The sequence below is a fragment of the Streptomyces sp. HSW2009 genome (assembly GCF_040240285.1).
Taxonomy (GTDB): domain Bacteria; phylum Actinomycetota; class Actinomycetes; order Streptomycetales; family Streptomycetaceae; genus Streptomyces.
On record NZ_JBEHZD010000002.1, the window covers coordinates 1 to 26,640 of the forward strand.

Sequence of the window (26,640 nt, forward strand, 5' to 3'; positions counted from 1 at the left end):
GCCACCACCTCGCTCCCCGGGACCCAGCGGGCCAGCGCCGCCGAGAAGACCCCCGTGCCCCCGCCCCCCCCCCCGGCCGGGCGCGGCGGGGGGGGGGGGGGGGGGGCGGGGGGCCCCCCCCCCCCCCCCCCCCCCCCCCCCCCCCCCGCGGCGGGGGGGGGGGGCGGGCTTTTTTTAAAACCCCCCCCCCCCCCCCCGCCCCGCCGCCCCCCCCCCCCACCGCGCGCCCCAGATCGCGTTCGCGCCCGCCGGCCGGTTCCCGCTGACCGAGACCGATCTGCGCGAGCACGGGCCGCAGCGGGCCCGGGAGTTGGCGGTGGAGACGGCAGCCGCCGAGGCCCGCCGCCCCTTTGACCTCGACGGCGGCCCGCTGGTCCGCGGCCGGCTGCTCCGGTGTGCCGACCAAGACTGGTTGCTGGTGGTGGTGTTGCACCACCTGATCTGTGACGGGTACGCGCTGGGGCTGTTCTTCGCCGAACTCGGCGCGGCGTACGCGGGCGACGCCGAGCCCTCACCGGCCGTCGACGCGCTGACCGCCCAGCACGAACTGGCGACCGCGGCCGGGGGCGCCGAGCGCGCCGCCGACCGTGCCTACTGGGCACGACAGTTGGCCGACGTGCCGGCCCGGATGGCGCTGCCCACCGACCGGCCGGGGCCGGCCACCGCCAGGATGGGCCGGCGCATCCCGATCCCGCTGCCGTCCGACTGGTTCGCCACCGCGCGTGCGGCGGCCTCCGAACTGCACACCCCGCCCTTCGCGGTGGCGCTCGCCGCGCTGGCCCGTACCGTCGGTGCGCTCGCCGACAGCACCGACGTGGTGATCGGCACGACGGTCAACGTGCGCGCGGAAGCCGAAGCCGAGGACACCATCGGCTACTTCCTCAAGACCGTCCCGCTTCGGCTCCACCTGCCGCCGGAACGCACCGTCGGCGCCGCCGTACGGCACGCGCACGAGGTGGTGCTCGCGGCGATGGCGCACACGAGCTGCGAGTTCGACGACATCGTCGCCGCCGCCCCGGCCCCGGACGCGGCCCGCCCCGAACTGTTGCAGGTCGCGCTGGAACTCCAGTACGCGGCGGAGGAACTGGAGCTGACCGGCACCGACACCAGCCGCATCCCTCTGCACACCGGCACCGCCAAGTCCGACCTCACCTTCCATCTGAACGCCGCACCGGGCGCCCCGAGCGAGCTGGAGTTCGCCACCGAGCTGTACGAGGAGTCGACGGCGCACAGCCTCGCCGCGGCGTTCGCGACGCTGGTGACCGGAGTGCGGGCCGGCGGCGGGGCGCGCCCGGAGGCCGTACCGCTCGATGCCCTGCCGCTGGATGAACTTCCGTTCACTGACCGTACGGTGCGGGGAGCGGTGGAGGATCTGGCCCGGGGTGTGCCGCTGCCCGAACTGCCGTGGACCGTGCTGCCGGCCGCGGTACGGGCCCGCGCCCTGCGCCACCCGGAGCGCCCGGCCGTCGTCGCCGACCCGGCCGACGGCGGGCCGCCGACCACGTTGACCTACGCCGAACTGGTAGCCCACGCCGATGCGTTGGCCGGATGGTTGGTTGCTGCCGGGGTGCGGCGGGGCGCGGCCGTCGGCGTCCTCGCGCGCGACGCGGCGGTGCGGATCGCCGCCGTGTTCGGGGTGTGGCAGGCCGGCGCGGTCTGCGTCACGCTCGACCCCGACCTGCCCGCCCGCCGGCTGCGGCACATGGTGACCGCCGTCGATGTCGGAGTGCTGGTCGTGGAGGAGGGGCAGGACGCCGCGTTCGCCCCGCCCGAGCTGCCGCGCTTGCGCTGGCCGCACGGCGCGTCACCCGGTGCGCTCCCCGGCGCACCCGCCGATGTGTCCCCCGACGCGGCACCCAACGCTTCCCCTGGCGCGTCACCTGGTGACCCCACCACGCCTGCACCGGCCGGCGTCGGGCCCGGCCCGGACGACACCGCGTACGTCATCTTCACCTCGGGCAGCTCCGGCACGCCCAAGGCCGTGGCCGTACGCCACGGCAGTCTCGCCGCCTTCGCGGAGGCGATGCACCGACTGGCCTTCGCGCGGTTGGTCGCGGACGCCGGAGGCCCGCTGCGGGTCGCCCAGAATGCGCCGCCCTCCTTCGACGCCTCCTGGCAGTCCGTGCTGATGCTGGGCACGGGACACACCCTGTACCCGGTGCCCAGCACGCTGCGGCTGGACGGCAAGCGCTTCGTCGACTTCCTCCGCGACCACCGAATCGATCTGCTCGACGCCACCCCGACCCATGCCCAACACCTCGTGGACTCAGGCTTGTTGGAGCCTGGGCCGGTCGCCCCGCGGCTGCTGGTGCTGGGGGGCGAAGCCGTCCCGCAGGGGCTGTGGACGCGGCTGAGTGCCGGGCCGGTGCGGGCCGTGAACGTGTACGGGCCGACCGAGTTCACCGTGAACGCCACGGGTTGCCCCATCGACGCCGACCACCCGCGCCCCGCGATCGGACGCCCGCTGGCCGGAGTCACCGCCCGGGTGCTCGACCGCCGGCTGCGCCCGGTGCCGCCCGGCTTCCCCGGCGAGCTCTACCTGTCCGGTCCGCAACTGGCGATCGGCTACCACGGCCGCCCCGACCTGACCGCCGAACGCTTCATCGCCACGGCGGGCGCCGTCGCCACGGCCAACACCGCCACCACCACGACGACCACCCCTGGTACCGGGGCAGGCACCGGAACAGGCACCGGCACGGCCGTCCCCGGCGAGCGGGCCTACGCCACCGGCGACCTGGCCCGCTGGCTGCCCGACGGCACCCTGGAGTTCCTCGGCCGCCGTGACGACCAGGTGAAACTGCGCGGCCACCGCATCGAGTTGGGAGAGGTCGCCGAGACCCTACGGGCCGCTCCGCTCGTCGCGGACGCGGCGGCCACCGTCCTGGACACAGGACCGGCGGGCCCGGTCCTGGTCAGCGCGCTCGTACCGGCCGGGCCCGGGCTGACCACGGACGCGGTGCGCGACTTCGCCGCCGAGCGACTGCCGCGCCACCTGGTCCCGGCCGCGTACCACGTACTGGAGGCGCTGCCGCGCTCCGCCGCGGGCAAGCTCGACAGGTCGGCGCTGCACACCCTGATCGCCGCGGCGCACACCGCACCGGCCGCGAACCCGGACAACACGAGCGCACCGGCCGACAGCCCGCTGGCCGCCCTCTGGTGCGAACTCCTCCAACGCGAGAGCGTCAGCCCGGACGACGACTTCTTCGCCCTCGGCGGCCACTCCCTGCTCGCCACCCACCTGGCCAGGGAGGCACAGGCCAAGCTCGGCGTTCGGCTCCCGCTGCGCATCATCTTCGAGCACCGCACCCTGGCCGCCATGGAAGCAGCCATCGCCGACCGCGAGCCCCCACCCGGCACCCCGGCACCCAGCCCACAGACCCCGCCCACCATCGCACCCACACCCACACCCACACCCACACCCACCGCCACACCCACCCAGGCCCGTACCGCACCGGCCGGCGGCCACCGGCTGGTCACGCCGCTGACACCGCACCGCGAGGGCGCCCCGCTCGTCCTCGTCCACCCACTCGGCGGCACCCTGCACGCCTACGAACCGCTGCTGCGCCTGCTGCCACCCACCCTCCCGGTCCTCGGCCTACGCTCGCCGGCCATGGCCGGCGCAGGTCAGGAGCCCGCCACCGTCCCCGAACTGGCCCGGCGGTACGCCACCGAACTGGTCACCCACACCCGGTTGCCCGCGCTCGCCCTGTTCGGCTGGTCGCTCGGCGGGCACGCGGCGCTCGCCGTCGCCGCCGAACTCGAACGGCACGGCATCGAGGTCACCTCCGTCGACCTGTGGGACTGCGGCATCGGCGACTGGGAACCCGACGGTGACCAGGAGGCCCTGCGCCTCGCCCTCAACGCCACCTACGGAGCGGGTGACTCGCAAGCCCGCCGCCGCGTCCTGGACCTCGTACCGGAAGGGACGGTCGCCGACGAGGCCGCGCTGCGCCGGGTCCTGGACCTGTCCGGACCACCCGGCGATGCGGACCGAGACACCCTGGAACACCACTTCCGCACCATCAGGCACCAGAGCGACATCTTCCGCGGCTGGCGGCCCGACACCTGTCTGCGCGCCCCGCTGCACGCCGTGTACGCGAGTGACAGCCTGCGCACCGCGGTCGTGGCCCGTACCGACTGGACGCCGTGGACCGGCGGCGACTGGACCGAGGACACCATCGAAGCCGACCACTACAGCATGATGCGCCCGCCCCGGGTGGTACTGGCCGCCCGTGGCCTGCTGAGCCGACTGCACACCCGGAGGACCCCGTGAACACCCGCCCCGAGCCCGTACCGGCGCCCGTCCCACCCCATCGGGCCGCGGCGACCGCCGACGTCCGCAGCCTGTACGAGCGCTTCCCCTACCCCTCGCCGGACGCCCAATCCGGGCTCATCCACGACGTGTCCAACGCCATGGGATTCCTGCTGGCGGACGGGCAGTTGGGCGCCCGACGGGTGCTCGACGCGGGCTGTGGCACCGGGCACCGGCTGGTCGCGCTGGCCAAGAGTCACCCACAGGCGCACTTCGTCGGCGTCGACGCCAGCGAGGCGTCCCTCGGGGTCGCCCGCGAACTGGCCGACCGGCACGGGGTGGGCAACATCGACTTCCGGCAGGGGCTGGTGCCCGGGCTCGACCTGGCGGACGACTTCGACCTGGTCGTCTGCACCGGCCTGGTGCACCACCTGCCCGACCCGCGGGCCGGACTGCGCTGGCTCAGCCAACGACTCGCCCCCGACGGCCTGTTGTACCTGTGGCTCTACCACGCCGTCGGCGAACACGACCGGCTGTTGGACCGGGAACTGGTCCACGCCCTGCTGGACGAGTCGGACGCGGGCTCCGGGCTGGCCACGGTGCGCGCCCTCGGACTCACCCTCGCCGCCGACCGCTACGGCTCCACCAGCGAGAGCGCCGCGGCCGGCGACATCCGGCACGTCATCGACGCGGACGCCTACCTGCACCCGGTGGTGCACGCCTGGCGCTTCGGCGACCTGCCCGACCTCCTGGCCGGCCTCGGCCTCGACTGGGTCGCCGCGTTCAGCATCAACTACGAGGGCGGCAGCAAGTTCGTGGACCTGGCCGCCGCGGAGGACGACCCCTACCTGTGCGTCAGCGGAGCGGAGAACCTGCCGGCGGAACTGGCGGACCGACTGCGCCACCGCGACCCCGCACACCGCCTCCGCGTCCTGGAACTCACCCTGCGCCCCACCGGAATGAGCCTGGTGGCAGGCCGGGGCAACAGCCTGCACCACTGCGTGCCCCGGGTTGCTGGCAGCCGCTTCATCGGCGCGGAGCAGGAGTGAAGCGGGGTTGATACGGGCTGGCACAGGGGAGGGCGGCGCCCACGGCAGCACGGCAAGGGCGCCGGACGGGTACAGGGCTCGGGCAGGGCCGGTAGGCGCCCGGCCGAGGCTGGTACGGGGCTTGACCAGGGTTGGTTGGGAGTTTGATCAGGGTTGGACCAGGGGCGTTCGGGACTGATCCAAGGTGTGCTCGGGGTGGGATGAGGCTGGCACAGGGTGGGCGCCGGTCCCGCCCAACCCCGCTGAGCCACCCCACCCATCTCCACTGAGCCACCCGCGCCCTTTCCCCGGCCCGATCCCTCCCGTGTCCCGTGCCGGTGGGTACGCGCGCCGGACCGAGCGCGGCAACACCCTGCCTGCGGCGCAGGTGTGTCGCGTACGCGGGGGCGGTGCCCACGGCACCCCGTGGGCGGCGGCCGTCAAGGAGTGGGCAGGGCGAACACGGCCACGTCGTAGCGTTCGAGGACCGGTCGCGGTCCGCCGGCTGCGGCCTCGGCTGCTGCCGCGGCCTCCATACGGGCCAACCCCCGGGTGAACTGTGCGTCGGTGAGCTGGGTGAACTTGGACTGTGGTGCGTGGGTCAGCCGGGCCCGGTAGTCGGCGAGGCCGGCTGCGACGGGCTGGGCGAAGGAGTCGACCGACTCCAGGCGGAATCCGGCGGCGAGGAAGTCGGCGACGACCTCCGCCCGGTTGGGGAAGCGCCGTGCGTCCAGCGCGCGGAGTTGTGGCCAGTAGTCGTAGACCACCGCGTCCAGCCGCTCGCGGAACGTGGTGCGGACCACGACCCGCCCGCCGCCGCACAACCCGGGCCAGCTCCTGGGCTGCCCGCGCCCGGTTGGTAATGTGGTGCACCACCCGGGAGAGTAGGGCCAGGTCGAAGCAGTCGGCCGCCGTGGGCAACGCCTCCGCTTCGCCCGACAGATAGCGCACGGCCGGGTGCGGATGGTGGCGCCGGGCCTCGGCAAACATCGCGGCCGACGCGTCCACGGCCACCACCTCGCTCCCCGGGACCCAGCGGGCCAGCGCCGCCGAGAAGACCCCCGTGCCCGCGCCGACCTCGATGACGGCGGGCGCGGGCCGTGGCGCGTACGAGGCGATCAACGCGACCCACGCCCGCAACGACGCCTCCGGCATCTCGTTGCCGTGCTCGTACGCGCCAGCAAGCCGCTCATTGTCGTAGACACGGTTCATGGCACCGATCCTCAGGCAGGGCCCGCGTGCGGACAAGGCCGCCCCGGCCGGGGGATGCGGACGCGGCTCGGGTCCCACGCCACAAGGCGACCAACGCTCCCGCGCGCGGGCCGGCTCAGGCTGTGTGCCCGGTCCTGGTCCGGCCCCGACCCGGTGCCGGGTGTGTCGCGTACGCCTGATCAGCCCGGGCTACCCAGCCGGGCGTTCCGTCGGGTTGGCAGCCGGGCGGGCAGCCCTGGGCGGGGAAGATGGCCGAGGGTGTGCGCGCGTGCGTCGGGCATCAGCGCGGGTCCTCCTCGCGCTTCCCCTGGCCCTTGCCGAGGTACCAGCGTGCGGTACCCACCACCCCGTAGTCGCGCAACCTGCGGGTGGAGTTCGCCACGACCATGTCGCGGGCGTGTACGACGGCGGCGGTGTGTCGACGCACCCGGTTCACGAACAGCCGGTCGGTGGGGGAGGGCCGGCGCGGCATTCCGCCCACCTTCTCGTACAGCGCCGCGGTGATCGCCAGGTTGTTGCCCGCGTGCATCCGGTACGGGGCGAGGTAGCCGTGGCGGCGCCGGTGTGCGGGGCGCACCCGGCCGAACAGGGCCGCGCCGCGCACCAGCGTGCGGAAGACCGCCCGACCCAGCGGCCCGTGCTCGTCGCGCCGGGTGTCGACGCGCCCGCAGACCAGACCGGCGCCGCTGCCCAGCGCGGTGCGGGCCGCCGCCGTCCAGGTGGGCCGCGGCAGGCAGTCGGCGTCGGTACGGGCCAACAGCGAGGCGCCGTGCCGGATCGCGTACCGGCAGCCGGTGTCCACGGCACACCCCAGGCCCTTCTCCGGCTCGTGCAGCACGTGCACCGAGAACGGCGCCCAGCGGGCGAACTCGTACGCGATGGCCGCGGTGCCGTCGGTCGAGGCGTTGTCCACGACCACCAGCGTGAAGTCCCGGTCCCGCTGGGCGGCCAGCGCCTCCAGCGTGTCACCCAGCCGCGCCGCCTCCTGGTGGGCGGGGAGCACCACCCACAGGCCGCTCACGCCTTCTCCCACACCATCGTCATGACGCCCGCACCGCCGCCCAGGCCGGCGGGGAGCACTCGTTCGGCGGGGCGCAAACCCTCGTGCACCGGGTTCGGGGCGGCGCTCTGTTCCTGGAGTCCGTACGAGGTCACCTCGCGCTGAGGCAGGTAGGAGGCCACCGCCGAGATACCCATCCGGCGCGAAGGGGTGCGAGCTGCGTGGTCTGTGTGCATGGGCAGGACCCTACGAACGCCTTCGAACATCCTGCCTGAGCACGGATACTCAGCCGACGTGGGGCGGGGGCTGAGTAGGAACCGCGCAGAGACCACAATCTGGTGCCGGGGACGTGGGGCGGTTCCGCGAGCAAGCCGGACGTGCTGGCGTCGGCGCTGAGGGTGTGGGTTGGCCCCTGGTAGCCGTGGCTTGAAGCCGGGGGTCTCCGGGCCCAGACGGAAGAAGGCGTGTTGCGCGGAGCCGTAAATCCCCATCCGGAGCGTTGCCGACCGTGGGTGGTGCGCATGCCCAACTGGCATGTGGTGGCCGATGGTTGGTGGTCAGCGCGTTGCCGCGGGCCCGCGGCAAGGGACGAGGGGGCGGGCATCAGGGTGTGTCGCCCCGCGGGTGGGTCGCACGCGCCGGAAACCCATGTGCGTAGGAGGGTGTGTTGCTGTCATTCTGCGCAGATGTCCCAGCGACTCGAATCCATGGTCATCCGACACACCCACCGCGTTCCGCGCCCCGAGGGACCCGCCGGCGACGGTGCACGGGCCGCGCGGCGATTCGACGCGGCCTTGATGTCCGTGGGATTCAAGCTCTCTGCCGAACTGCTGGCCAACCTGTCCGAGCTGGCTGAGGAGAGCGTCGTGGCGAGCGCGGTGCGCACCCTGGACACCGTCCGCGAGCTGGTCGGCGACCACGTCCAGCACAACACGTACTTCATCGACTTCCCCGCCCGGGTGCCCGACACCTTCGACTTCTGGATGGAGTGCATCGTCGACGCCCTGCTCGACGGCGCCTCCCGGGAAAACACCCTGGCCGGGCTGCGGGCCGGCACCGTCGACCTGCTGACCCTGCCCAAGTACGGCAACTACCAGCACACGTACCAGCAGATGCTGGCCGCGCACGACGAGCTGATCGCAGCCGCCGGCGACCGGGTCACCACCCTGCACCTCGGCGGCCCGCTGGAGACGGAGGTCACCGCCCTCTACCTGGCCCTGGCGGGCAGCACCACCCCGCTCGGCGAGCAGGGCATCGCCGACCTCGGCACGCTCGCCGGGCACTGCGCGGACGGGCCGCAGCCGGACGCCATCCCGGTGCGGGAGAACCGCGCGCTGATCAACGCCGCCCGCCTCCAGGTCGGTGCCGGCCCGCAGGTGGACACCGTCACCGACGTGCTCAGGCTGGCCTGTGCGCTGGCGGGTGGTGACGTCAGCCTGGTCGAGCCCACCCGGTTCCGCTCGGTGCCCCGCGGGCTGCGCCGGGCGCTGTTGGCCTGCCTTGACGGGCTGGTTGCGGCTGCCCCGGCCAAACTCGCCGACGTCGGTGCGCATCGCGAGCAGTTCAAGCGGCTCGGCGAGCGGCTGCACCCGCACGAGTACCCGCAGTGGCCGCACGCCGCCGAGGTGTTCGCCGTCGCCCGGGGCGAGCAGGAAGCCCGCTCGTTCGACAGCCGTGTCGAAGGGTTGCTCGCCGCGGGCGACGTCACCGGCGCGACCCGCCTGCTGGCGACCGCGCCCGGCAAGCTCTTCCGCGCCCTGGACCGGCTGCTGTGCACCGGCTCCACCGACGAGCAGCGTGCGGCCGTGCTGGCAGCGGCCGAGCAGGTCGCCCCGCAGATCTCCGGCCGGGTGCTGCTCTCCGTCCGCGAACACCTGGGCAACCGGACCGGCGACGCCCGCCACGGCCGGCTGTTCGTCAACCGCTTCGGCGGTGCCTGGGCGGCGCCCGACCGGCGCCAGGCCCTGCCCGATTCCGTCCGCAGCCGGCTGATCGCCACCCTGGACGCCGAAACCCGGCGCCGGCTCCCCACCCCCGGCCACCTGCTGGTCGATCCGGAGGTGCTGGACGTCGCCCTGCCGCTGAGCGGTCGGGCGAGCGCGGCCGGCCTCGGCGTGCTGCCGCGCGGCTCCCGCTCGCGCATCGACGGCGAACTGCTCCGCTTCTTCGTCTACTGGAAGCAGACCGCCCGGACCACCGACTACGACCTGTCCGCGCTGCTCCTGGACGCCTCGTACGAGACGGTCGACTGGCTGTCGTACACCGCCCTCACCCGGGCCGGGGGCGAACACTCGGGTGACATCACCGATGCGCCCGAGGGTGCTTCGGAGTTCATCAACCTGCGGCTCGGTGCGGTGCGCGGCGCCTCCATCGTCCCGCAGGTCTACATCTACGCGGGGGAGGGCTTCCACGAGGTCGCGGAGTCGTTCTTCGGCTTCATGCTGCGCGAGGGCGAACAGCAGGGGCAGCCGTTCGAGGCCCGTACCGTACGCATGAAGTCCGAGCTGCGCGGGCCCGGCCGGGTGGCCCTGCCGGTGGCGTTCGTACGCGAGGACGACGGGGCCTGGTACGCCCACTGGCTGCACTTCTACCTCAAGGGTGAGCCGAGTGGGAACCGGGTCGAGGAGAACCAACTGTCGGTCGGCACCCTGCTGCGCGGGGTCATGCAACGCGACTACCTGACGGTCCGCCACCTCGTGGACCTGATGGCCGAGCGCGCCACCACGACCACCCGGTGGGAGGGCGGGCAGGTGCCTGCGGAACCGGTCACCTATCTGGGGTTGGAGCGTCCTGCCGACCTGCACCCGGACTCGGTCGTCATCACCCCGGAAAACCTGCGTGACCTGATCCCGGGGTGACTGTTACGGTAAGCCTGGGCGAGGCCATGAAGGGGCTTCCTTCTCTCCATTCACTCATAGAATCTAGCCCCTTCGCTTTCCTCGCCCCTCGCACGTTCTCGCACGGCGGGGCGCCCCCCCCCCCCCCCCCCGCGCGGGGGTGCCCCCGCCCCCCCCCCCCCCCCCCCCCCGTCGTGCTGTCCCCGGACGCCCCACCGCCTCCCAACCTTCTTTTCCTCCCACCCCCTTGCTTCCCACCCTGCCGGGGCGGGCGCCCACGCCGAGTGAATGGGCAGGCATGGGCTCCGAGGCAGGCAACCCCGATGACCCCGGGTGAGCAACCCCGGTAGCCCTGAGGTGAGCAACCCTGGCGTGGCCCCACGTGGGTAACCCTGCCGGCTGTGGCAGCCGTGGCGTCAGACGTTCTCCGAGACCAGCACCGCCGTCGTACCCGGCTCAAGGGCGCGGAAGACGTGCGGTACGTCGGCGGGGTAGGCGATGTAGTCGCCGGGGTGGAGTTCGACGGGGTCGGACTCCACGCCCACCAGGGCGCGGCCGGTGCTGAGCACCACATGCTCGACGACGCCCGGCGTGTGGGGGCTCGACGTGCGCTGGCTGCCCGGCTCGGCGGTGATGGTGTAGATGTCGCGGCGCGCCCCCGGCGGGCCGACGGCGAGCAACGTGGCCCGGTAGTCGGCGTGTTCGGCGGCGAAGACCGGACCCTGGCCGGCGCGCACCACCCGGACCCGGGGCGTGGGCAGGTCGAGCAGCCGGGAGAACGGGATGCCCAGCGCCACGCACAGCGACCACAGCGTCTCCAGGCTCGGATTGCCCGAGCCCGACTCCAAGAGCGAGAGCGTGGACTTGGACAAGCCGGCGCGCCGGGCCACCTCGCTGAGCGAGAGCCCGGCGCGCTGCCGCTCCTGCCGCAGGGCCGCGGCGACGGTCTTCATCAGGGGAGCGGAAGGGCCGGCGGGCGGACCGGCAGCGGTTCCACCGGACGGGCCGGCCGCGGTGGCGGGTCCTTCGTGCGGTGACGGGGGTGGGGACTGTGGCGACATGGTGATCCGTGTGTTTGACGGGGCGGGACGATGTGTTCATTATATTCAACATGCGATCGATGTGGCGAACCCTGGATCGGAGTCTGCTTCGCGGGATCGTGTTGGCCTGTCTCGCGGTGGGCGCCATCGGCGTTTCGTACGGAGCGGTCTGCGTCACCGAGGGCTTCCCGATGTGGTTCCCGGTGCTCGCCGCCTTCCTCGTGCTGGCCGCCTCGTCGGAGTTCCTGTTCGTCGGGGTGATCTCGGCCGGTGGCAGCCCGGTGGCCGCGGTGCTCGTCGCGCTCCTCGCCAACGCCCGACACCTGCCGTACGGCCTCGCCATCCCACCCCGGGTGATCCAGCCAGGCTGGCGCCGGGTCGTCGCCTCCCACCTGATGAACGACGAGAGCGTGGTGCTGGCCCTGGCCCAGCCCGACGTGCCCAGACAGCGCAGCGCCTACTGGGTGTGCGGGGTGGGCATGCTGATCTGCTGGCCGGCCGGGGCGCTGCTCGGGGCGCTGGCCGGGAACGTCATCCACGACACCGACGCGCTCGGGCTCGACGCCATGTTCCCCGCGGTGATCCTGGCGCTGATGCTGCCGGCCCTGCGCGAGCGCAAGATGCGCCGGGCGGCGTTGGCCGGCGCCGCCGTCGCCCTGGCCGCCACCCCGTTCCTGCCGTCCGGACTGCCGGTGCTGCTGGCGCTCGGCGCGGTGTTCCTCAACGCCACCCCGGCCGAGCAGGAGAAGACCCCCTGATGCCCTACTCGCCCGCCGTGCTGGTCGCCCTCCTTGCGCTGGCCGCCGGCACCTTCGCCTTCCGCTTCACCGGCCCCGTGCTGCGCTCCCGGCTCACCTTTCCGCCGCGCGCCGAACAGTTGCTGAACACCTCGGCGATCGTCCTCCTCGCCGCCCTGGTCGTCACCTCCGCGCTCGCCACCGGCCAGCACATCGGCGGTGTGGCCCGCCCCGCCGGAGTGGTCGTCGGCGGCGTGCTGGCCTACCGCAAGGCGCCCTTCCTGCTCGTGGTGGTCGCCGCCGCGGCGGTCACGGCCGTGCTCCGCCTGCTCTCCGTACCGTGACCGCGGCATGTGCTCCGGGCGCTGGCTGTTTCCGGCCTGCCGCACCCCGGACAAATGGGCAATCGCCTGTCCGGGGTGCGGGGGAGTGGCTACAGTGAGCCTCCGGATGCGAGCGTGCGACTTCTGTATGGGAGTGCGACGATGCCGGATGCCGAGGACGACCAGACCTATCGCGTCGTGCTCAACGACGAGGAGCAGTACTCCATCTGGCCAACCGAGCGGGAGCTTCCGGCGGGTTGGCGGGCCGAGGGTGCGCAAGGCAGCAGGCAGCAGTGTCTGGACCACATCGAACGTGTCTGGACCGACCTGCGCCCGCTGAGCGTACGTCGGATCCAGGGATGAACCCGGACGCCACCGCAGCACCTACCCAGTCGCCAGGGAACCCCGCACCACCGCCGGTGCGACCCCAACTCACGCCGCTTGATGTCGAGTTGATCGCTGAAGCGTCCTTGACGCAGCGTCAGGCAGCGGACGTGGCCGCACTGGTGGGCGCCGCGTACGCGCGATCCGATCCGCTGCCGGGGCTCCCGGTGCCCGATGGTGCACATGAAAATCCCTTATCTGTAAGGGAGTTCACGCGCAGCGGTGGATGCATCTGGGTCGGGCGCGATCCGTCCAGCGGCACGCTCGTCGCCGCCCTGCGCACCGAACTCCAGGCGGACGGCGGGCTCTTCGTCTCCCGCATCTCCGCACCACCCGACCACCGCGGCGGCGACGTGGGCGCGCGTCTGCTCGCCGCCGTCGAGGACCACGCGGTCGGCAGGGGCGTGCCGGTGGTACGGCTGACCGCCGTGGTGGAGCGCTGTCTGCCCACCTACTACACCCGGCTCGGCTACCACACCGTCCAGCACCACCTGGCCGTCGACGACAAGCTGCTCACCGAAGTCACCCTGGAGCGCACGCCGGGCACGCCGCGCCGTGTGCTGCCGCCCTACCCGTTCGACGTACCGGACGCCGCACTCCGGCGGGCCGGCCCGTTCGGCCCGGTCACCGGCGTGCTCTGCTGGTTCCTCACGCCCGGCGGGCTGGCCGCGGTCGCCGGCCGCGGCCCCGTCGCAGCGCTCGCCGCCGACGGTGCGCGGGCACTCCCCGGCGCCCGACTGGCCGGCATCGACCTGTGGCGCGGCCCGGCCGCCGACTGGCCCGCCGTGCTCGACCTGCCCCCCGGCGAACCCGGCCCGGCGGGCGCGCAGCTCGTGCACCGCACCGGTGCCGACCGGGCCGGGCACCCCACCCACCTGATGCCCCGCACCACTCACCGCGACCTCTGGGCCGCCCTGCGCATGCGCCCCGGGCACGAGAGCGGACCCACGGGCCCGGCACCAGACCTTCGATGAATGAGGCGACGTTGACGCTGCCACAGCAGACCGGCACGCAGGGCACCGTTCCCATCGACCTGCGCCCCCACTTCGACAACCGCGGCATCACCGGCCCGGACGAACTGGCCAAGGGCGAGTTCAACATCTGGTCCAACAGCTTCCCCGCCGACGAACTGCCCCCACCAGGCGGGCACACCGACGTCGGCGGCCTCCCGTTCCTCTTCCCCGCCCCCCGCGAGGACGGCGCAGACAACCTGCGCTGCGCCGGCCAGTACGTCGAACTGCCGCCCGGCCGCCACGACTGGATCTACCTGCTGGCCGCCGCCGAACGACGCAGCGAAGACGCCGTCCACCTGCACTACGCCAGCGGCGCCGTCGACCCCGAGTGGCTGCGCGTGTCGGACTTCTGGGCCGAGACACCCGCGCACTTCGGCGAGTCGGCCGGCCTGACCTGCACGGTCCTGCACTACCCGCGCCACGTCCAGCAACGGATGGGGCCCTCGGTCTGGCGCACCCGGGTGCCCGTACCGCGCGAGGAAGACCTCACGGCCATCCGGCTGCCCGACAACCCGGCCATCCACCTCTTCGCGCTCAGCCTGGTCCGCTCCCACCCGTACGGAGGTACGGCATGACCGACCCCGAAGCGCACCTGATCGACGGGCTCCGGCCCTGGCGCCACGACCTGGTCGGCTGCCTGTGGACCAGCGCGGGAAGCCTGCTCGACCACCACGGGGCGCCGGTGCTCGAAACGCTCGGCGCCGCCTGGGGCTTCCGGCACCTGCCGGCCGACCTGCGCCGCGAGGAGTACTACTACCCCACCGACCCCGGCACCTCGCTGTGGGAGGCGCTCGCCCCGTACCACCCGGTGCGCTCGCGCTGGCACGAGCCGGTGGACGCCGAAGCGGGGTGGGCCGAGGTCCGCGCCGAGGTGCTGGCCGGGCGGCCGACCATCGTGGCCGCCGACAATTTCGACCTGCCCTTCAGGCCGGCCTACCAGGACGTGCACACCAACCACCTGGTCATCGTGCACGGATTTGACCAACGGGCCGGTACCGTGCGGGTGTTGGACGCGGTGCCGCCCCGCTTCCACGGTGACATCAAACTGGCGGAGCTCGCCGCGGCCCGTGGTTCGCACAACCCCGAACTCCACGACCGCGACCTGTTCTTCACCAATCGGCCGATCGCCAACCGCTGGCTCGAAGTCGAGATCGACACGACCGACTTCCCACCCTTCGACGTCGACACCGTCCGCCGGACCATCGACGCCAACCTGGAGCGGTTCGCAGCCCCACCGCCCGGCGACGGCTTCGCCGGACTCGCCGGACAGCGGGCCTACCTCGCCGACGCCGTCGAACGGCTCGCCGCAGGACAGCCGCTGGCCGACGAGATCTTCCTGGTGGCCGGCGCGGTGCTGGCGCACACCGCACTGCACGCCGACTGGCTGGCACTGGCCGGCCGCACCCTGGGCCGCCCACAGCTCACCGAGGTCGGCAGGTCGGTGGAGCGCGTCGCCCACCACTGGACGGCCGTCCGCATCGCCGGCGCCCTCACTCGCGACGGCTCCGTCGGCCCGGACCGGCTGGCCCGCAGGTTCGCCGCGCTCCACGCCGACCACGCCCGCGTACTCGAACACCTCGCGGACGTGCGCGACACCCTGTGAGACCCGCGCGCCCCGGCCCACCACGGCACCTGCCACCGCCGGGCCCGGCGGGTCGCGGGGCCGGGGCGGCGCCCCCGCACGCAGGGCCGGGCCCCCTGACCGGACGGGGGGCCGCCGCCGCCCGCCCCCCCCGCCCCCCCCACCCCGCGGGGGCGGGGGGCCCCCCCCCGGGCCCCCCGCGCCCCCCGCCCCCCCCCGCCCCCCCCCCCGGCGGGGCCGGGGGGGGCGGGGGGCGGGGGCGGCGCCACCGAACGAAGGGACGGACACCATGACCGTACGGGAGGCCGCCGCGGACGGCCCCGCGCTGACCGCAGCCCGAGCGGCCCTGCTGGCCCTGGCCGCACGACGGCGCGCCGACCGCACGGGCCAACCGGACGCGGACGCCACGGGCCCCGGCCACCCGCCCGCCACGGAGACACAGCGCCGCTGGTGGGACAGGTACGCCCGCCGGGCCGACGGCGAGGGTGTGGCCGGCGATGCCTCCGCATCTGGCGGGGCTTACGCGTCCGGTGATGCTTCTCTAGGTGGCAGTGCCCATGGGTCGGGTGACGCTCGCCTACGCGGCGCCCCCCAGGCGTCGGGTGACGTCCACCTACCTGGCGATGCCCCTGTGTCCGGTGACCCCCAGGCACCTGGCGATGCCCACGTACCTGGCAACCCCCACGCGTCCGGCGAAGCCCACGTCCCCGGGTTGCTTCGGCTGCGCGGGCGGCTGGACGGTGCGGCGTTGCGGCGGGCGTTGGTCGCGCTGGTCGCGCGGCACGAGGGGCTGCGTACCCGGTTCGCCGCCGAACGCGGCGTCCCGTACTGCATCGTGGACCCCGCGCCGGACCGGGCGCCCCTGGCCGAAGAGGCGGTGCCGGGACCACAGGAAACGGCATGGGGCCGGGCGCTAGCCCGGGCCGCCACGTACGCCGCGGACCCCTTCGACCTGGCCGCCGGGCCGCTGCTGCGCGGCCTGCTGCTGACCGTCGGCCCCGATGACCACCTGCTGGTCCTGACCGCCTCCCGCGCGGTGGTTGACGAACGGTCGATGGCCGTCGCCCTGTACGAGCTCGCCGCGCTCTACCGCTCCGCGACCGGCGAACAGATTCCGGAACTTCCCCAACTGGCAGTCACTGCATCGCAGTTGGCGGTGGAGCAACGGTTCCGTTCGGCCGCCGGTGTGCTGGCGGAACAGGCCCGGGGCTGGCGCGAGCGGTTGGCCGGCGCGGCCGAGCCCGACCTTCCGACCGACCGGCCGCGCGGCCCCGAGGCCGCCGCCGTGCACACCGTCACCGCCACCCTGTCCGCGGCCGACACCCGCGCCGCCGTCGCCCTCGCCTCGGAGGCGGACGCCACACTGCCGGAGATGTTCGCCGCCGCCGTCGGCGTCGTAACCGCCCGCTGTACCGGCCAGCCCGACCCGGTCATCGGGACCGTGCTGCCCGGCCGCGACCGGCCGGGCAGCAGTCACGTGGTGGCCCCGCTCGCCACCGTGGCCGCCCTGCGCGTCGGGCCCGTGGACGGCGCGCCCGGCCGCGAACTGATCGCCCGCTGCCGGCGCGCCGTCGCCGCGGCGACGACCGGCGCGGACACCGCCCACGCGGCGCTGGCCGAGGCGTTGCACCCACAGCGCACGGCGGCCGGCGCCCCGTTCTTCCGGGTGCTGCTCGACGCCACCGCGCTCACCACCCCGGGCGAAGGGCCGGCGCACTGGGGCGCGCACCTGACCGCCGAGCCGGTGCCGCAGCCCGGCCCCGCCGCCCGTGCCGAACTCGACCTGGTGCTCACCCCGCACCCCGCCGGCGGGGTGCGACTCACCCTCGGCTACCTCCCCGCACTCTTCGACCGCCCCCGCGCGGCCCGGTTGGCGGAGCACGTGCTCACCGCCGTACGCGCACTCAGCGCGGCGCCGCACCGCCCGGCCCGGCGGACCGACATCCTCACCCCGGCCGAACGCGCCACGCTCACCGCCGGCGCCCAACCACCCGCCGTCGACTTCGGCACCGAAGGCCGGCTGCTGCACGAACTGTTCGCCCACCACGCCGCCACCGCGCCCGACCGCCCCGCGGTCCTCTTCGCCGGCACCACCCTCAGCTACGGCGCGCTGGAAGCGGCGGCCAACCGGCTCGCCCGGCGACTCCAGGACCAGCACCGGGTGGGGCCCGAACGGCGGGTCGCGCTGCTCCTGGACCGCGGCCCGCACGTGCCCACCGCCGAACTCGCCGCGATCAAGGCCGGCGGCGCCTGGCTGCCGCTCGACCCGAGCCACCCCGCGACCCGGCTCGCCTTCCAACTCGCCGACGCGGCCGGCCGCGGCGCCGGCCCCCCCCGTGAACACCCCGAAGGCCGCCCCCCCCAGCTGCCCCGGGGGGTGGGCGCCGCCCCCCCCCCCCCCCCCCCCCCGGCCCGGGGCCCCCCCCCCCCCCCCCCCCCCCCCGGCCCCGCCCCCCCCCCCCCCCCGCCCCCGCCGCCCCCGCGGCGCCGTCACCACCAGTGAACACGCCGTACTCCTCCCCGCCGATCTGCCCCGGGTGGTGCTCGACGACCCGGCCACGGCCGCCGCCCTGGCCGCGACGCCGGCCACCGCGCCGCCGTGCGCCGCCGTCCCCGACAACACGGCGTACGTCATCTACACCTCCGGCTCCACCGGCGCACCCAAGGGCGTCCAGGTCAGCCACCGGGCGGCGGTCAACTTCGTCGGCGCAGCCGCCGGCGAACTCTTCGCGCTCACCCCCAGCGACCGGGTCCTCCAGTTCGCGAACCCCACCTTCGACGTCAGCGTCTTCGACGTGTGGGCCGCGCTCGGCTCCGGCGCCGCCTGTGTCGCGGCCCCCGTCCCGGTGCTGCACGACCCGGTGGCGCTCGGCGAGCTGATGCGTCGCGAACGGGTGACCGTCGCCGACATCCCACCGGCCGTACTCGGACTGCTCGACGAACGCGAACTCCCCGATCTGCGCGCGCTGTTCGTGGGACTCGAAGCGTTCCCCGCCGAACTCGTCAACCGCTGGCGCACCCCCACCCGCGCCTTCCACAACGGGTACGGGCCCACCGAGGCCACCGTGGCCTGTACGGACTACGCCTGCCCGGCCGAACCGCTGACCGCCCCGCCGCCCATCGGCCGCCCGCTGGCCAACATGCGCGCCTACGTCACCGACCGGCACGGCGAACTGGTGCCCGTCGGCGTCCCGGGCGAGCTGTGCGTGGCCGGCGTCCAGGTGGCCACCGGCTATCTGGGCCGGCCCGCGCTGACCGCCGAACGCTTCGTGCCCTGCCCGTTCGGCCCGCCCGGGCAGCGCATGTACCGGACCGGGGACGTGGTGCGCCGCCGCGAGGACGGTGAGCTCGAATTCGTCGGCCGGGCCGATCGACAGGTCAAGATCCGCGGTCTGCGCATCGAACTCGACGAGGTGGAACTCGCGCTCGCCGGCCACCCCGCGGTACGCCAGTGCGCCGTCCAGATCGGCCGCCACGAGGACAAGCCCCGGCTTGAGGCGTACCTGACCGTGGAGGCCGTCGACGCCGCCGGCCCGCCGACCGAAGCCGCGCTCCGCGCCCATCTGACCGAGCGGCTGCCCCTGCACATGATCCCGGCGACCTTCTCGCTGCTCGACACCCTCCCGCTGACCAGCAGCGGCAAGGTGGACCGCGCCGCCCTGCCCCGACCCGGCACCACCACGCCCACGGTGACGGGCAGCGTCCCACCCACCCCCGCGCGCGACCCCGGCACACCCACCGAACGCGCCGTGGCAACCCTGTGGCGCGACCTGCTCGGCACCCCCGACGTGCCGCTCACGGTGGACGCCAACTTCTTTGCCTTGGGAGGGAGTTCACTCGACCTGGCGCGGCACGGCAACGAGGTGCGGGCCCGCTTCGGCGTACGCCTGGACAACCGGGACGTCTACCTCGCCCCCACCCTGGAAGCCGTCGCCACCCTCCTCGACCGGCGCCGCGACCTGCCGGCCGGCGCCGCGGGGCCCCCCCCCCCCCCCCCCCCCCCCCCCCCCCAACCCCCCCCCCCCCCCCCCCCCCCCCCCCCCGGCCCCCCCCCCCCCCCCCCCCCCCCCCCCCCCCCCCCCGGGAACCCGCCCCCCCCCCCCCCCCCCGCCCCCCCCCCCGCCGGCCGGGCCCCCCGGGCCAGCCCCCCGCCACCGCCGGCCAACCATCCGACGCCGACCACCGGCGCACGGCGGGGACCGACCCGCTGGTGGCGCTGCGCACCGCGGGCGACCGGCCCCCGCTCTTCCTGGTCCACCCGGTGAGCGGCTCCGTCACGCCCTACCTGGCCCTGGTGGACCTGCTCGATCCCGGGCAGCCGGTGTACGCCTTCGAGTACCCGATCGGCGACGGCGCCCCGGAGACGGTGGCGGACATCGCCGCCCACTACGTCACCGCGCTGCGCAGGGCCCACCCCGCCGGCCCCTACCGGCTGGGCGGCTGGTCCGCCGGCGGCGTCATCGCGTACGAGATGGCCAGGCTGCTGCGGGCGGCCGGCGCAGAGGTCGAAGCGCTCGTCCTGCTCGACTCCGGGGCGCCGGGGGCCAGCGACGGCGTTCCGGGTTCCGGCGATGGTGCGCCGGACCTCGCCGGCGGTGTGCCTGACCCCAGCTACAGCGCGCCGGACCCCGCCGACCGTGTGCAGGGCCTCGCCGAAGGCGCACTGGCCCCCGCCGAAGGCACGCCAGTCCCCGCAGGCGGCGCACCGGCCCCCGCAGGCGGCGGGGCCGCCGCGCCCGAGCCGACCGACGACGCCGCCGCACTCGCCCTCTTCGTCCAGGACCTGGCCCTGCTCCAGGCCGCGCCCGACCCTGGCGTCGACCCGGAAGCGCTGCGCGCCCTGCCCGCCGAGCAGCGCACCGACACCGTTCTCACACTCCTGGAAGAACGGGCGCTCGTGCCGGCGGGCACCCGTGCCGAGGTGCGGCGCAGGTTCGGCGTCTTCGCCGTCGTCCTGCGCGCGGTGCTGCGCTACCGGCCGGGGCCGCTTGACCTGGCCGTCACCGTGATCGAAGCGGCCGACACCCCGGACGGCGGGCCGGCCGACGGGGTCGCCGCCACCTGGCGCCCGCTCGCCCCGGTGCGTGCTGAGCAGGTCCCCGGCACCCACCACACCATGCTCAGGCCCCCACACCTGGCACGCCTGGCCGAGGTGCTCGGCGCCCACATCGAGACACCCCGGCCGACACCGACCGACCACGGACGAGGATGAGGGAGGCGCCCTGATGGACCTGGCCCTGACCGCGGCACAGGAAGAGTTCCGCAGCCGCGTCTGCGCCCTCCTCACCGACCAGGAGACACAGGCCGAGGCCGACCGCGACCGACGGCTGCCACCCGGCGCCGAACCCGGGCTGCCGACGGTCTACCGGCGCCTGGGGGAACGCGGCTGGCTGGCCCCCAACTGGGCCCGGGAACACGGCGGCGCGGGCCTGACGCTGGTCGAAAAGGCCCTGCTCACCGAGGAGTTGATCGCACACGGCGTGCCGGACGTGGCACACACCCTGTCCGTTGACATCGTCGGACTCGCGGTCCACCTGTTCGGCACGGCCGAACAGCAGACGGCCCTGCTGCCGCCGCTGGCCCGTGGCGAACAGATCGGCTGCGTCCTGTTCAGCGAGCCGGAAACCGGCTCCGACCTCGGCAGCCTGACCACCCGCGCGGAGCCCGAGGGCGAGGGCTGGCGGCTGTACGGGCGCAAGACGTACAGCCTCAAGTCCCACCTGGGTGACTTCGCGCTCTGTGCCGCCCGCACCACCACCTCACCGGTCCGCTACCACGGCATCACCGTCTTCGTGCTGCCACTGCGAACCCCCGGCGTCGATCGGCGCCCGCTGCCCGTGATGACCGACGACAAGTTCGCCGAACTCACCCTGACCGGGCCCCTGATGACCCGCGCCGACGTGCTCGGTGAGGTCGACGACGGCTGGCGGGTCATCAACCGGGTGCTCAGCCTGGAGCGGACCGGCATCGAGTTCGAGGCCAAGGGGCGGCGGCTGGTCGATGCGCTCCTGGCCCATGCGGAGGCCGCCGGCCCGCAGTCCCCGTACGCGGAACGGCTGGTCGCCCTGGACGCCGAGGTGCGCGCGGGGCGGCTGCTGGCCTGGCGCGCCCTGTCCCTGCTGACCGGCGGTGACCACGACGACCCGCTGTACGCCATGGCCAAGTGGCACACCGCGGAGAGCGCCCGCGCCGCCGCGCTGCTCAGTTCGTCGGTGTGCGGCCCGGACGCCGCCCTGCACGCCAGGGACGCCGAGAGTCCCGCCGGCTGGACCGTCGAATCGAGCTTCCGCGACGCCCCCGGCTACACGCTGGCATCCGGCACCTCCGAAATGATGCTGGCCCTCATCGCCTCCGGCGCCCTGTCCCTGCCGACGTGACCCCTGCCGACGTGACTCCTGTTCACATGATCCCTGTCCACGCGAACCCCGTCCGCGTGAACTCTGCCTGTCGGGCCGCTGCTGGCCTCGCTGGGAGCGCCCCCTTGCCCCCCGGCACGGCGCCGGGGCGCGGCCGGGCCGCCCGTACGACCCGTACCGCACCACTCGTACCAACTGCCCCATGCCCGACCGCCTCGTGCCCGACCCGTGGGAGCCGTCCGTGGACGTGAGCCTGACCGACGAGCAGACCGCCATCGCCGGGCGGTTCAGCGCACTGTTCCGTGCGGACCTGCTGCCCGCACTGCGCCGGTTGTACGAACACCCCGCCGCACCGGGCCCGAGCGGCGCGCCCGACCCCGAGGACGCCACCGCCGGCCGGGCGGTCTGGCGCGCGCTGGTCGAACTGGGCGCCACCCGGCTGCTGCTCCCCACCGAACTCGGCGGCGAGGGCGCCGGGCAGCGGGGCGCGGTGGTGCTCGCCGAACTGGCGGGCACCGCCCTGTACGGCGGGCCGCTGCTCGACACGATGACCGCCACCGAAGCCCTGCTCCCCGGCGCTTTCGCCGCCGCCGACGGCACGGCCAAGTACCTCGCCGAAATCGCCGACGGCGCCGCCGTACCGCTCGCCCCGCGCGCCCGCGGGCACGACGACCCGGCCGACCCCGCCCCGCTGCCGGCCGTCGGCACGCCCGGCATCCGACTGCACCGCCGCCTGGTGGCCGCCGCACCCGAGGGCCGCTACCTGCTGGTACTCGGCCGGGCCGGGGCGGCGGCCGGCGGCGGCGTGCACGGCGCGCTGGTCCGGAGCGATGACCCGACCCTGACCTGCCGCCAGCACGAGGACGTCACCCGCGGCGGGCTGTACGCGGTGGAGCTGGCCGACACACCGGTACTGGCCTGGGTGCATCCGGCGGACCCGGTGGGTGTGACCGGCGTGACGGGTGCTGGCAGGGCGCGCGGCGGTGCCCGTACGGGTGACGCTGCCAGCGCTGCCGGGGCTGCTGGTGGCCTCGGTGCTGCCGGGCCGTTCCGGAACGCCGACCCGCGGTCCGGCTGGCCGGGCCTGGTCGCCCGGGCCAGGCTGCGGCACGCCGGCTATCTGGTCGGCCTGGTGCAGGGCGCGCTCGACCTCGCCGTGGCGCGGGTGAAGGAGCGGCGGCAGTTCGGCCGGGAACTCGGCCGGTTCCAGGCACTGGCCTTCCGCCTCGCCGAACTCACCGCCCGCACCGAGGGCGTGCGCTGGCTGGTGCGGTCCGCGGCCTGGGAGGCCGACACGGGGCGCGACCCGCGGCTGACCGCGGCCCAGTCGCTGGCCGCCGCGGCCGACCTGGCCGGTGACGCCACGGCCGCCGCCATGCAACTGCACGGCGCGTACGGCCTGACCGACGCCGCCGACATCCAGATCTGCTACCGGCGCGCCCATCTGGACCGGGTGTGGCAGGGCAGCGCGGCGGCGTTGCGCCGCGAGGTCTTCCCGCTCCTCGTAGCTGAACGAAAGTTCGCACACCGAACGGACCCTGCGGGCTGAGCCCCGACGCCCCCACGCTGCTCCCGGCGGCGCTCTTGGCGGCCCGCTTCTGCCGGGGAGAGACCGCCGACGACCGGGATGCGCGGCCCGTACCGGGGATGCACCAGGCGTACGGTGCGCGTCGCCCGGGCTCCCGTGCGCTCAGCAGGGCAACCCACGGTGCGTCAGCCCATCGCGTACGGGGTGTCACTCACCCGCCGGTACAGGCAGAGCCGGTACAGGCAGAGCGGGTACGGGCAAGTGCGCGGCGGGGAGTGCCGCCAGGCTGTGTGCCGTGTGCCGTGTGCCGTGTGCCGTGTGCCGTGTGCCGTGTGGCCAAGTGAGGCAGTGGCCCGTGTATCCGTCGGCCGGATGCGCGGGCCACTGCTGTTGCTTACGCGGGCCAGGCCACCGCGCCAGTGAAGGTGATGCGCGCCGGGCCGGCCAGGGCCGTGCCGGTGTCTGTGTTTGTTTCTCTGCCCGTGCCTGTGTCCGAGCCCCTGCCCGTGTCTGTGCCCGTGTTCGTGCCTATGTCTGTTTCGAGGCCCGGTTGTGGTTCTGGTTCGGCCAGTCGGACTGACAGCGGGGTGCCGGCCCGGTTGTCCACCCGTACTCGGGGGCCGGTCACCAACCCCAGGTGGTGGGCGGCCTGGGCGCAGGCGACCGCGCCGCTGCCGCACGACAGCGTCTCGGTCTCGTTGCCCCGCTCGTAGGTGCGCACCCGCAGGCCGTCCGGGGTGACCTGGGCCAGACAGACGCTGGTGCCGGCCGGCTGGAAGTGCGGGTGGTGGCGCACTGTGCGCCCGATGGCGTTCGCGTCGTACGCGTCGACGTCGGCCACGAACGCCACCGCGTACTCGGTGCCGGTGTCCAGCCAGTGGTAGTCGAGCCCGTCGATGGTCACCGGGCCGGACACCGCCCCTGACGTCGGCGCGGACACCTCAAGCAGTTCGCCCACCGGGCGCGCCACCAGGCTGTGCAGCCGGTCCCGGCCGGCGAACTCCACGGCCAGCGGGGTCGGCGCGCCCTGCGCGATGGCGTACCTGGCCGCGCACCGCACGCCGTTGCCGCACATGCGTGCCACGGAACCGTCCGGGTTGATCACCGTGGCGCCGATCCGGCCGACCCCCAGCGAGCGCACCACCACCACACCGTCGGCACCCACCCCCTCGTGCGCCGGGCACACGTGCCGGGCGAAGGCGGCCAGATGGTCAGGCGGCGGCTGGTGGTCGACGTCCAGTACGAGGAAGTCGTTGCCGGCCGCCACCAGCTTCGTGAACGCGATCGTGCGCCCGGCCCCGGCCCCGTCACCCGAACCCGCTGCCGCCTTCACATCCACCGGCGCACCCTCACCCACCGGCACACTCTCACGCACCGGCACACCCACACCCTCACCCACGTCCTCACTCGGCATGCCGGACGACCTTCTCGTAGTACGGGTAGTGGTGGGCGTAGAAGGCGCGCAGGGTGGCGTTGTTGTCCACCGTGTCGGCGTAGGTGTTGCCCCGGTCGACCAGCCCGCTGCTGCCGATGGCGTCCAGGTGCCAGGCGCGGTGCCGCTGCCACTCGGCGCGGTCCTGCGGACGCCAGGACAGTGCCTCGGGCAGGAACGGCAGACCGACGTGGTCGCAGAAGCCCCGTACGACGGCTTCGGGCTCGTCGACCAGCCGCTCCGCGCGCAGTACCAGCGGCTGCCGCCCACTGGCCGCCCGCACCAGCTCGAACAGTTCGTGCAGCCGCTCGAAGCCGATCTCGGGGCTGGTCACCGTCGGCTTCATCGCGTAGTGCGAGGCGATCGTCGGGCGCGGATGGCGGACGATGAAGGTGTGCCAGAACGCGGCCAACGCCTGTGGCTGGTCGAAGACGTACGGATAGCGCTGGTCCAGCACCTCCTTCACGAACACCGGTCGTTCCTGGCCCAACTCCGCGAGTCTGTCGACCAGTTCGGGCCCGGAGTCGACGGCGGATTCGCCGCCGCCCGGCTGTGGGACGGTGGCCGCGCCGGTCTCGGCCAGCGCCAGCCACGGTTCGTGCAGCACCGTCACGTCGCCGCGCTCCAGCATCATCCGGGAGAACGCCGTCGACCGCGAACGCGAGTGCGCCCACAGACAGATCACCGTCATCGTGGCCCCCTCTCCGGCCGGTGCGCCACCGGGCGGGCCGGCCGCCCGGCAACCGCCTCGGCCCGCCTCGCCCGGATGAACCGGACCGTCTGGCTCACCCGAACCACCCGGCTCGCCCGGACCGTCCGCGCCGCTCGAACCACCCGGCTCACCCGGACCACCAGGCCGGTTCGCGGTCCCAGCGGTGCGCCCGCAGCCTGGCCACCAGTTCGTCGTCGAGCGGCCGGCCGTCGCTCACCGCCAGGTTGGACCGTACGTGCGCCAACTGCCGCATTCCGGGGATGACCGTGGTGACCGCCGGGTGCTGGAGGACGAAGCGCAGCGCGAGCTCCGGCAGCGGCATCCCCTCGGGCACGTCCTTCTTCACCCGCTCGGCCCGCTCGACGCTCGGCAGCAGGTTCTCCGGGCCGAAGTAGGTGGCCCGCCAGTCCTCCTCCGGCCAGGTGCTGTCGGCGGTCACCGCACCGGTCAGCGTGCCCTCGTCGAACGGCACCCGGGCGATGATGGCAACCCCGTGCCGCTGCGCCCGCTCGAACAGCTCGTCCTCGGGTGCCTGGTCGAAGACGTTGTAGATCACCTGCACCGCGTCGACCAGCCCGGTGTCCAGGGCGGCCAGGCAGTTCGCCGGCTCCCAGCGGTTGACGGAGAGGCCGAAGCCGGCCACCAACCCCTCGTCCTTCAGCCGGGCCACCGCCTCCTGCCAGCGGGGATCGTCCGCCCACCGGTCCTCCCAGCCGTGCAGTTGCAGCAGGTCGATCCGGTCCACGCCCAGGTTGTCCAGGCTGCGCCGGGTGTAGTCAAGGATGTGATCGGTCGGGAAGACGTCGTCCAGCGTGTCGTCGGGGCCCGGCGGCCACTGCCGGTTCTTCGGCGGGACCTTCGTCGCCACCCGCAGCTCCCGCCCCCGGTTCCGGCGCAGCGCCGCCCCCAGCAGCAGTTCGCTCACGCCCCTGCCGTACGCCCAGGCGGTGTCGAAGAACGTACAGCCCTGCTCGATCGCCTCGTCCAGGCACTGCGGCGCCAACTCGTAGTCAGCCCCGGCCGCGAACCCGCCGGGGCCACCGGCGATGCCCCACATCCCGTAGCCGATCTCACTGACCTGCCACCCGAGGCGGCCCATCGTGCGATAGCGCATGTACGCCCTGCTCCCCTTGTTCGGTGGTGCGCTGATGTGTTCCGTCGTGTGCTGTCGTGTTCCGCGCGGTGGTCGTCGTGCGGGCCCGCG

At 74.4% G+C, this 26,640-nt stretch carries 23 protein-coding genes and 1 pseudogene; 15 read left to right on the forward strand and 9 right to left on the reverse strand.

Annotated elements, in window-relative coordinates; translation table 11 throughout:
• Positions 1–289, reverse strand: a 289-nt coding sequence (locus AAHZ94_RS00225) for a hypothetical protein (protein WP_349989741.1), incomplete at its 3' end; no start/stop codon positions are given.
• Between the two features lie 27 nt (positions 290–316).
• Here AAHZ94_RS00225 and AAHZ94_RS00230 point away from each other — a divergent pair.
• A complete protein-coding gene (locus tag AAHZ94_RS00230; protein ID WP_349989742.1) occupies positions 317–4,273 on the forward strand; it encodes a non-ribosomal peptide synthetase in 3,957 nt (1,318 codons plus the stop codon).
• Positions 4,270–5,301: a class I SAM-dependent methyltransferase gene (locus AAHZ94_RS00235; RefSeq protein ID WP_349989743.1), complete on the forward strand. Its 1,032-nt coding sequence runs from the start codon at positions 4,270–4,272 to the stop codon at positions 5,299–5,301. The genes AAHZ94_RS00230 and AAHZ94_RS00235 overlap by 4 nt, the downstream gene beginning before the upstream one ends.
• Positions 5,302–5,720: 419 nt before the next feature.
• Here AAHZ94_RS00235 and AAHZ94_RS00240 read toward each other — a convergent pair whose 3' ends face one another.
• Both AAHZ94_RS00240 and AAHZ94_RS00245 read right to left on the reverse strand, forming a co-directional pair.
• Positions 5,721–6,083 carry a hypothetical protein gene (locus AAHZ94_RS00240; protein ID WP_349989779.1) on the reverse strand — a complete coding sequence of 121 codons (363 nt, stop codon included), beginning with the start codon at positions 6,081–6,083 and terminating at the stop codon, positions 5,721–5,723.
• 70 nt (positions 6,084–6,153) lie between these two features.
• Positions 6,154–6,402: pseudogene (locus AAHZ94_RS00245) on the reverse strand (class I SAM-dependent methyltransferase); the annotation flags it as partial.
• On the opposite strand from AAHZ94_RS00245, the gene AAHZ94_RS00250 reads away from it, so the two are divergent.
• Positions 6,344–6,481, forward strand: a complete 138-nt coding sequence (locus tag AAHZ94_RS00250) for a hypothetical protein (protein ID WP_349989780.1) — start codon at positions 6,344–6,346, stop codon at positions 6,479–6,481. The pseudogene AAHZ94_RS00245 and the gene AAHZ94_RS00250 overlap by 59 nt on opposite strands.
• 291 nt (positions 6,482–6,772) lie before the next feature.
• On the opposite strand, the gene AAHZ94_RS00255 is transcribed toward AAHZ94_RS00250, so the two are convergent.
• Both AAHZ94_RS00255 and AAHZ94_RS00260 read right to left on the reverse strand, forming a co-directional pair.
• Positions 6,773–7,513 (reverse strand): glycosyltransferase, encoded by a 741-nt coding sequence (locus AAHZ94_RS00255; RefSeq protein WP_349989744.1) that lies wholly within the window; start codon positions 7,511–7,513, stop codon positions 6,773–6,775.
• Positions 7,510–7,728: a hypothetical protein gene (locus AAHZ94_RS00260; protein ID WP_349989745.1), complete on the reverse strand. Its 219-nt coding sequence runs from the start codon at positions 7,726–7,728 to the stop codon at positions 7,510–7,512. Before AAHZ94_RS00260 ends, AAHZ94_RS00255 begins: the two co-directional genes overlap by 4 nt.
• Before the next feature lie 450 nt (positions 7,729–8,178).
• On the opposite strand from AAHZ94_RS00260, the gene AAHZ94_RS00265 reads away from it, so the two are divergent.
• The gene (locus tag AAHZ94_RS00265) at positions 8,179–10,350 is read left to right on the forward strand and encodes a TerD family protein (protein ID WP_349989746.1); all 2,172 of its coding nucleotides are present in this window, start codon (positions 8,179–8,181) and stop codon (positions 10,348–10,350) included.
• A 395-nt stretch (positions 10,351–10,745) separates the two neighbouring features.
• On the opposite strand, the gene AAHZ94_RS00270 is transcribed toward AAHZ94_RS00265, so the two are convergent.
• Positions 10,746–11,282 (reverse strand): helix-turn-helix domain-containing protein, encoded by a 537-nt coding sequence (locus AAHZ94_RS00270; protein ID WP_349989747.1) that lies wholly within the window; start codon positions 11,280–11,282, stop codon positions 10,746–10,748.
• A gap of 167 nt (positions 11,283–11,449) precedes the next feature.
• Between AAHZ94_RS00270 and AAHZ94_RS00275 the strand changes: the two genes are divergently transcribed.
• The 11 genes from AAHZ94_RS00275 (at position 11,450) to AAHZ94_RS00325 (ending at position 23,313) form a co-directional block, all read left to right on the forward strand.
• A complete protein-coding gene (locus AAHZ94_RS00275) occupies positions 11,450–12,127 on the forward strand; it encodes an AzlC family ABC transporter permease (RefSeq protein WP_349989748.1) in 678 nt (225 codons plus the stop codon).
• Positions 12,127–12,450, forward strand: a complete 324-nt coding sequence (locus AAHZ94_RS00280) for an AzlD domain-containing protein (RefSeq protein ID WP_349989749.1) — start codon at positions 12,127–12,129, stop codon at positions 12,448–12,450. Before AAHZ94_RS00275 ends, AAHZ94_RS00280 begins: the two co-directional genes overlap by 1 nt.
• A gap of 141 nt (positions 12,451–12,591) precedes the next feature.
• Positions 12,592–12,792, forward strand: coding sequence for an MbtH family protein (locus AAHZ94_RS00285; RefSeq protein WP_349989750.1), 201 nt, complete (start codon positions 12,592–12,594; stop codon positions 12,790–12,792).
• Positions 12,793–12,899: 107 nt separating this feature from the next.
• On the forward strand, positions 12,900–13,787 hold the full coding sequence (locus AAHZ94_RS00290) for a GNAT family N-acetyltransferase (protein ID WP_349989751.1): 888 nt from the start codon (positions 12,900–12,902) through the stop codon (positions 13,785–13,787).
• Entirely contained in the window at positions 13,784–14,401 is a 618-nt protein-coding gene (locus AAHZ94_RS00295; protein WP_349989752.1) for a beta-sandwich domain-containing protein, read from the forward strand. Before AAHZ94_RS00290 ends, AAHZ94_RS00295 begins: the two co-directional genes overlap by 4 nt.
• A complete protein-coding gene (locus AAHZ94_RS00300) occupies positions 14,398–15,429 on the forward strand; it encodes a BtrH N-terminal domain-containing protein (protein ID WP_349989753.1) in 1,032 nt (343 codons plus the stop codon). Before AAHZ94_RS00295 ends, AAHZ94_RS00300 begins: the two co-directional genes overlap by 4 nt.
• A gap of 268 nt (positions 15,430–15,697) precedes the next feature.
• Positions 15,698–17,911 (forward strand): condensation domain-containing protein, encoded by a 2,214-nt coding sequence (locus AAHZ94_RS00305; RefSeq protein WP_349989754.1) that lies wholly within the window; start codon positions 15,698–15,700, stop codon positions 17,909–17,911.
• A gap of 34 nt (positions 17,912–17,945) precedes the next feature.
• Positions 17,946–19,673, forward strand: a complete 1,728-nt coding sequence (locus AAHZ94_RS00310; RefSeq protein WP_349989773.1) for a non-ribosomal peptide synthetase — start codon at positions 17,946–17,948, stop codon at positions 19,671–19,673.
• A complete protein-coding gene (locus AAHZ94_RS00315) occupies positions 19,619–20,620 on the forward strand; it encodes a thioesterase domain-containing protein (RefSeq protein ID WP_349989755.1) in 1,002 nt (333 codons plus the stop codon). The genes AAHZ94_RS00310 and AAHZ94_RS00315 overlap by 55 nt, the downstream gene beginning before the upstream one ends.
• A 13-nt stretch (positions 20,621–20,633) precedes the next feature.
• Positions 20,634–21,785 (forward strand): acyl-CoA dehydrogenase family protein, encoded by a 1,152-nt coding sequence (locus tag AAHZ94_RS00320; protein ID WP_349989756.1) that lies wholly within the window; start codon positions 20,634–20,636, stop codon positions 21,783–21,785.
• A gap of 181 nt (positions 21,786–21,966) precedes the next feature.
• The gene (locus AAHZ94_RS00325; protein WP_349989757.1) at positions 21,967–23,313 is read left to right on the forward strand and encodes an acyl-CoA dehydrogenase family protein; all 1,347 of its coding nucleotides are present in this window, start codon (positions 21,967–21,969) and stop codon (positions 23,311–23,313) included.
• Positions 23,314–23,686: 373 nt separating this feature from the next.
• Here the strand turns inward: AAHZ94_RS00325 and dapF are convergent, their stop codons facing one another.
• From dapF to AAHZ94_RS00340, 3 genes are all read right to left on the reverse strand, one after another.
• Positions 23,687–24,706 (reverse strand): diaminopimelate epimerase, encoded by a 1,020-nt coding sequence (gene dapF, locus AAHZ94_RS00330; protein ID WP_349989758.1) that lies wholly within the window; start codon positions 24,704–24,706, stop codon positions 23,687–23,689.
• Positions 24,696–25,415, reverse strand: coding sequence for a sulfotransferase-like domain-containing protein (locus AAHZ94_RS00335; RefSeq protein ID WP_349989759.1), 720 nt, complete (start codon positions 25,413–25,415; stop codon positions 24,696–24,698). The genes dapF and AAHZ94_RS00335 overlap by 11 nt, the downstream gene beginning before the upstream one ends.
• Before the next feature lie 148 nt (positions 25,416–25,563).
• Positions 25,564–26,550, reverse strand: coding sequence for an aldo/keto reductase (locus AAHZ94_RS00340; RefSeq protein WP_349989760.1), 987 nt, complete (start codon positions 26,548–26,550; stop codon positions 25,564–25,566).
• Positions 26,551–26,640: the final 90 nt, after the last annotated feature.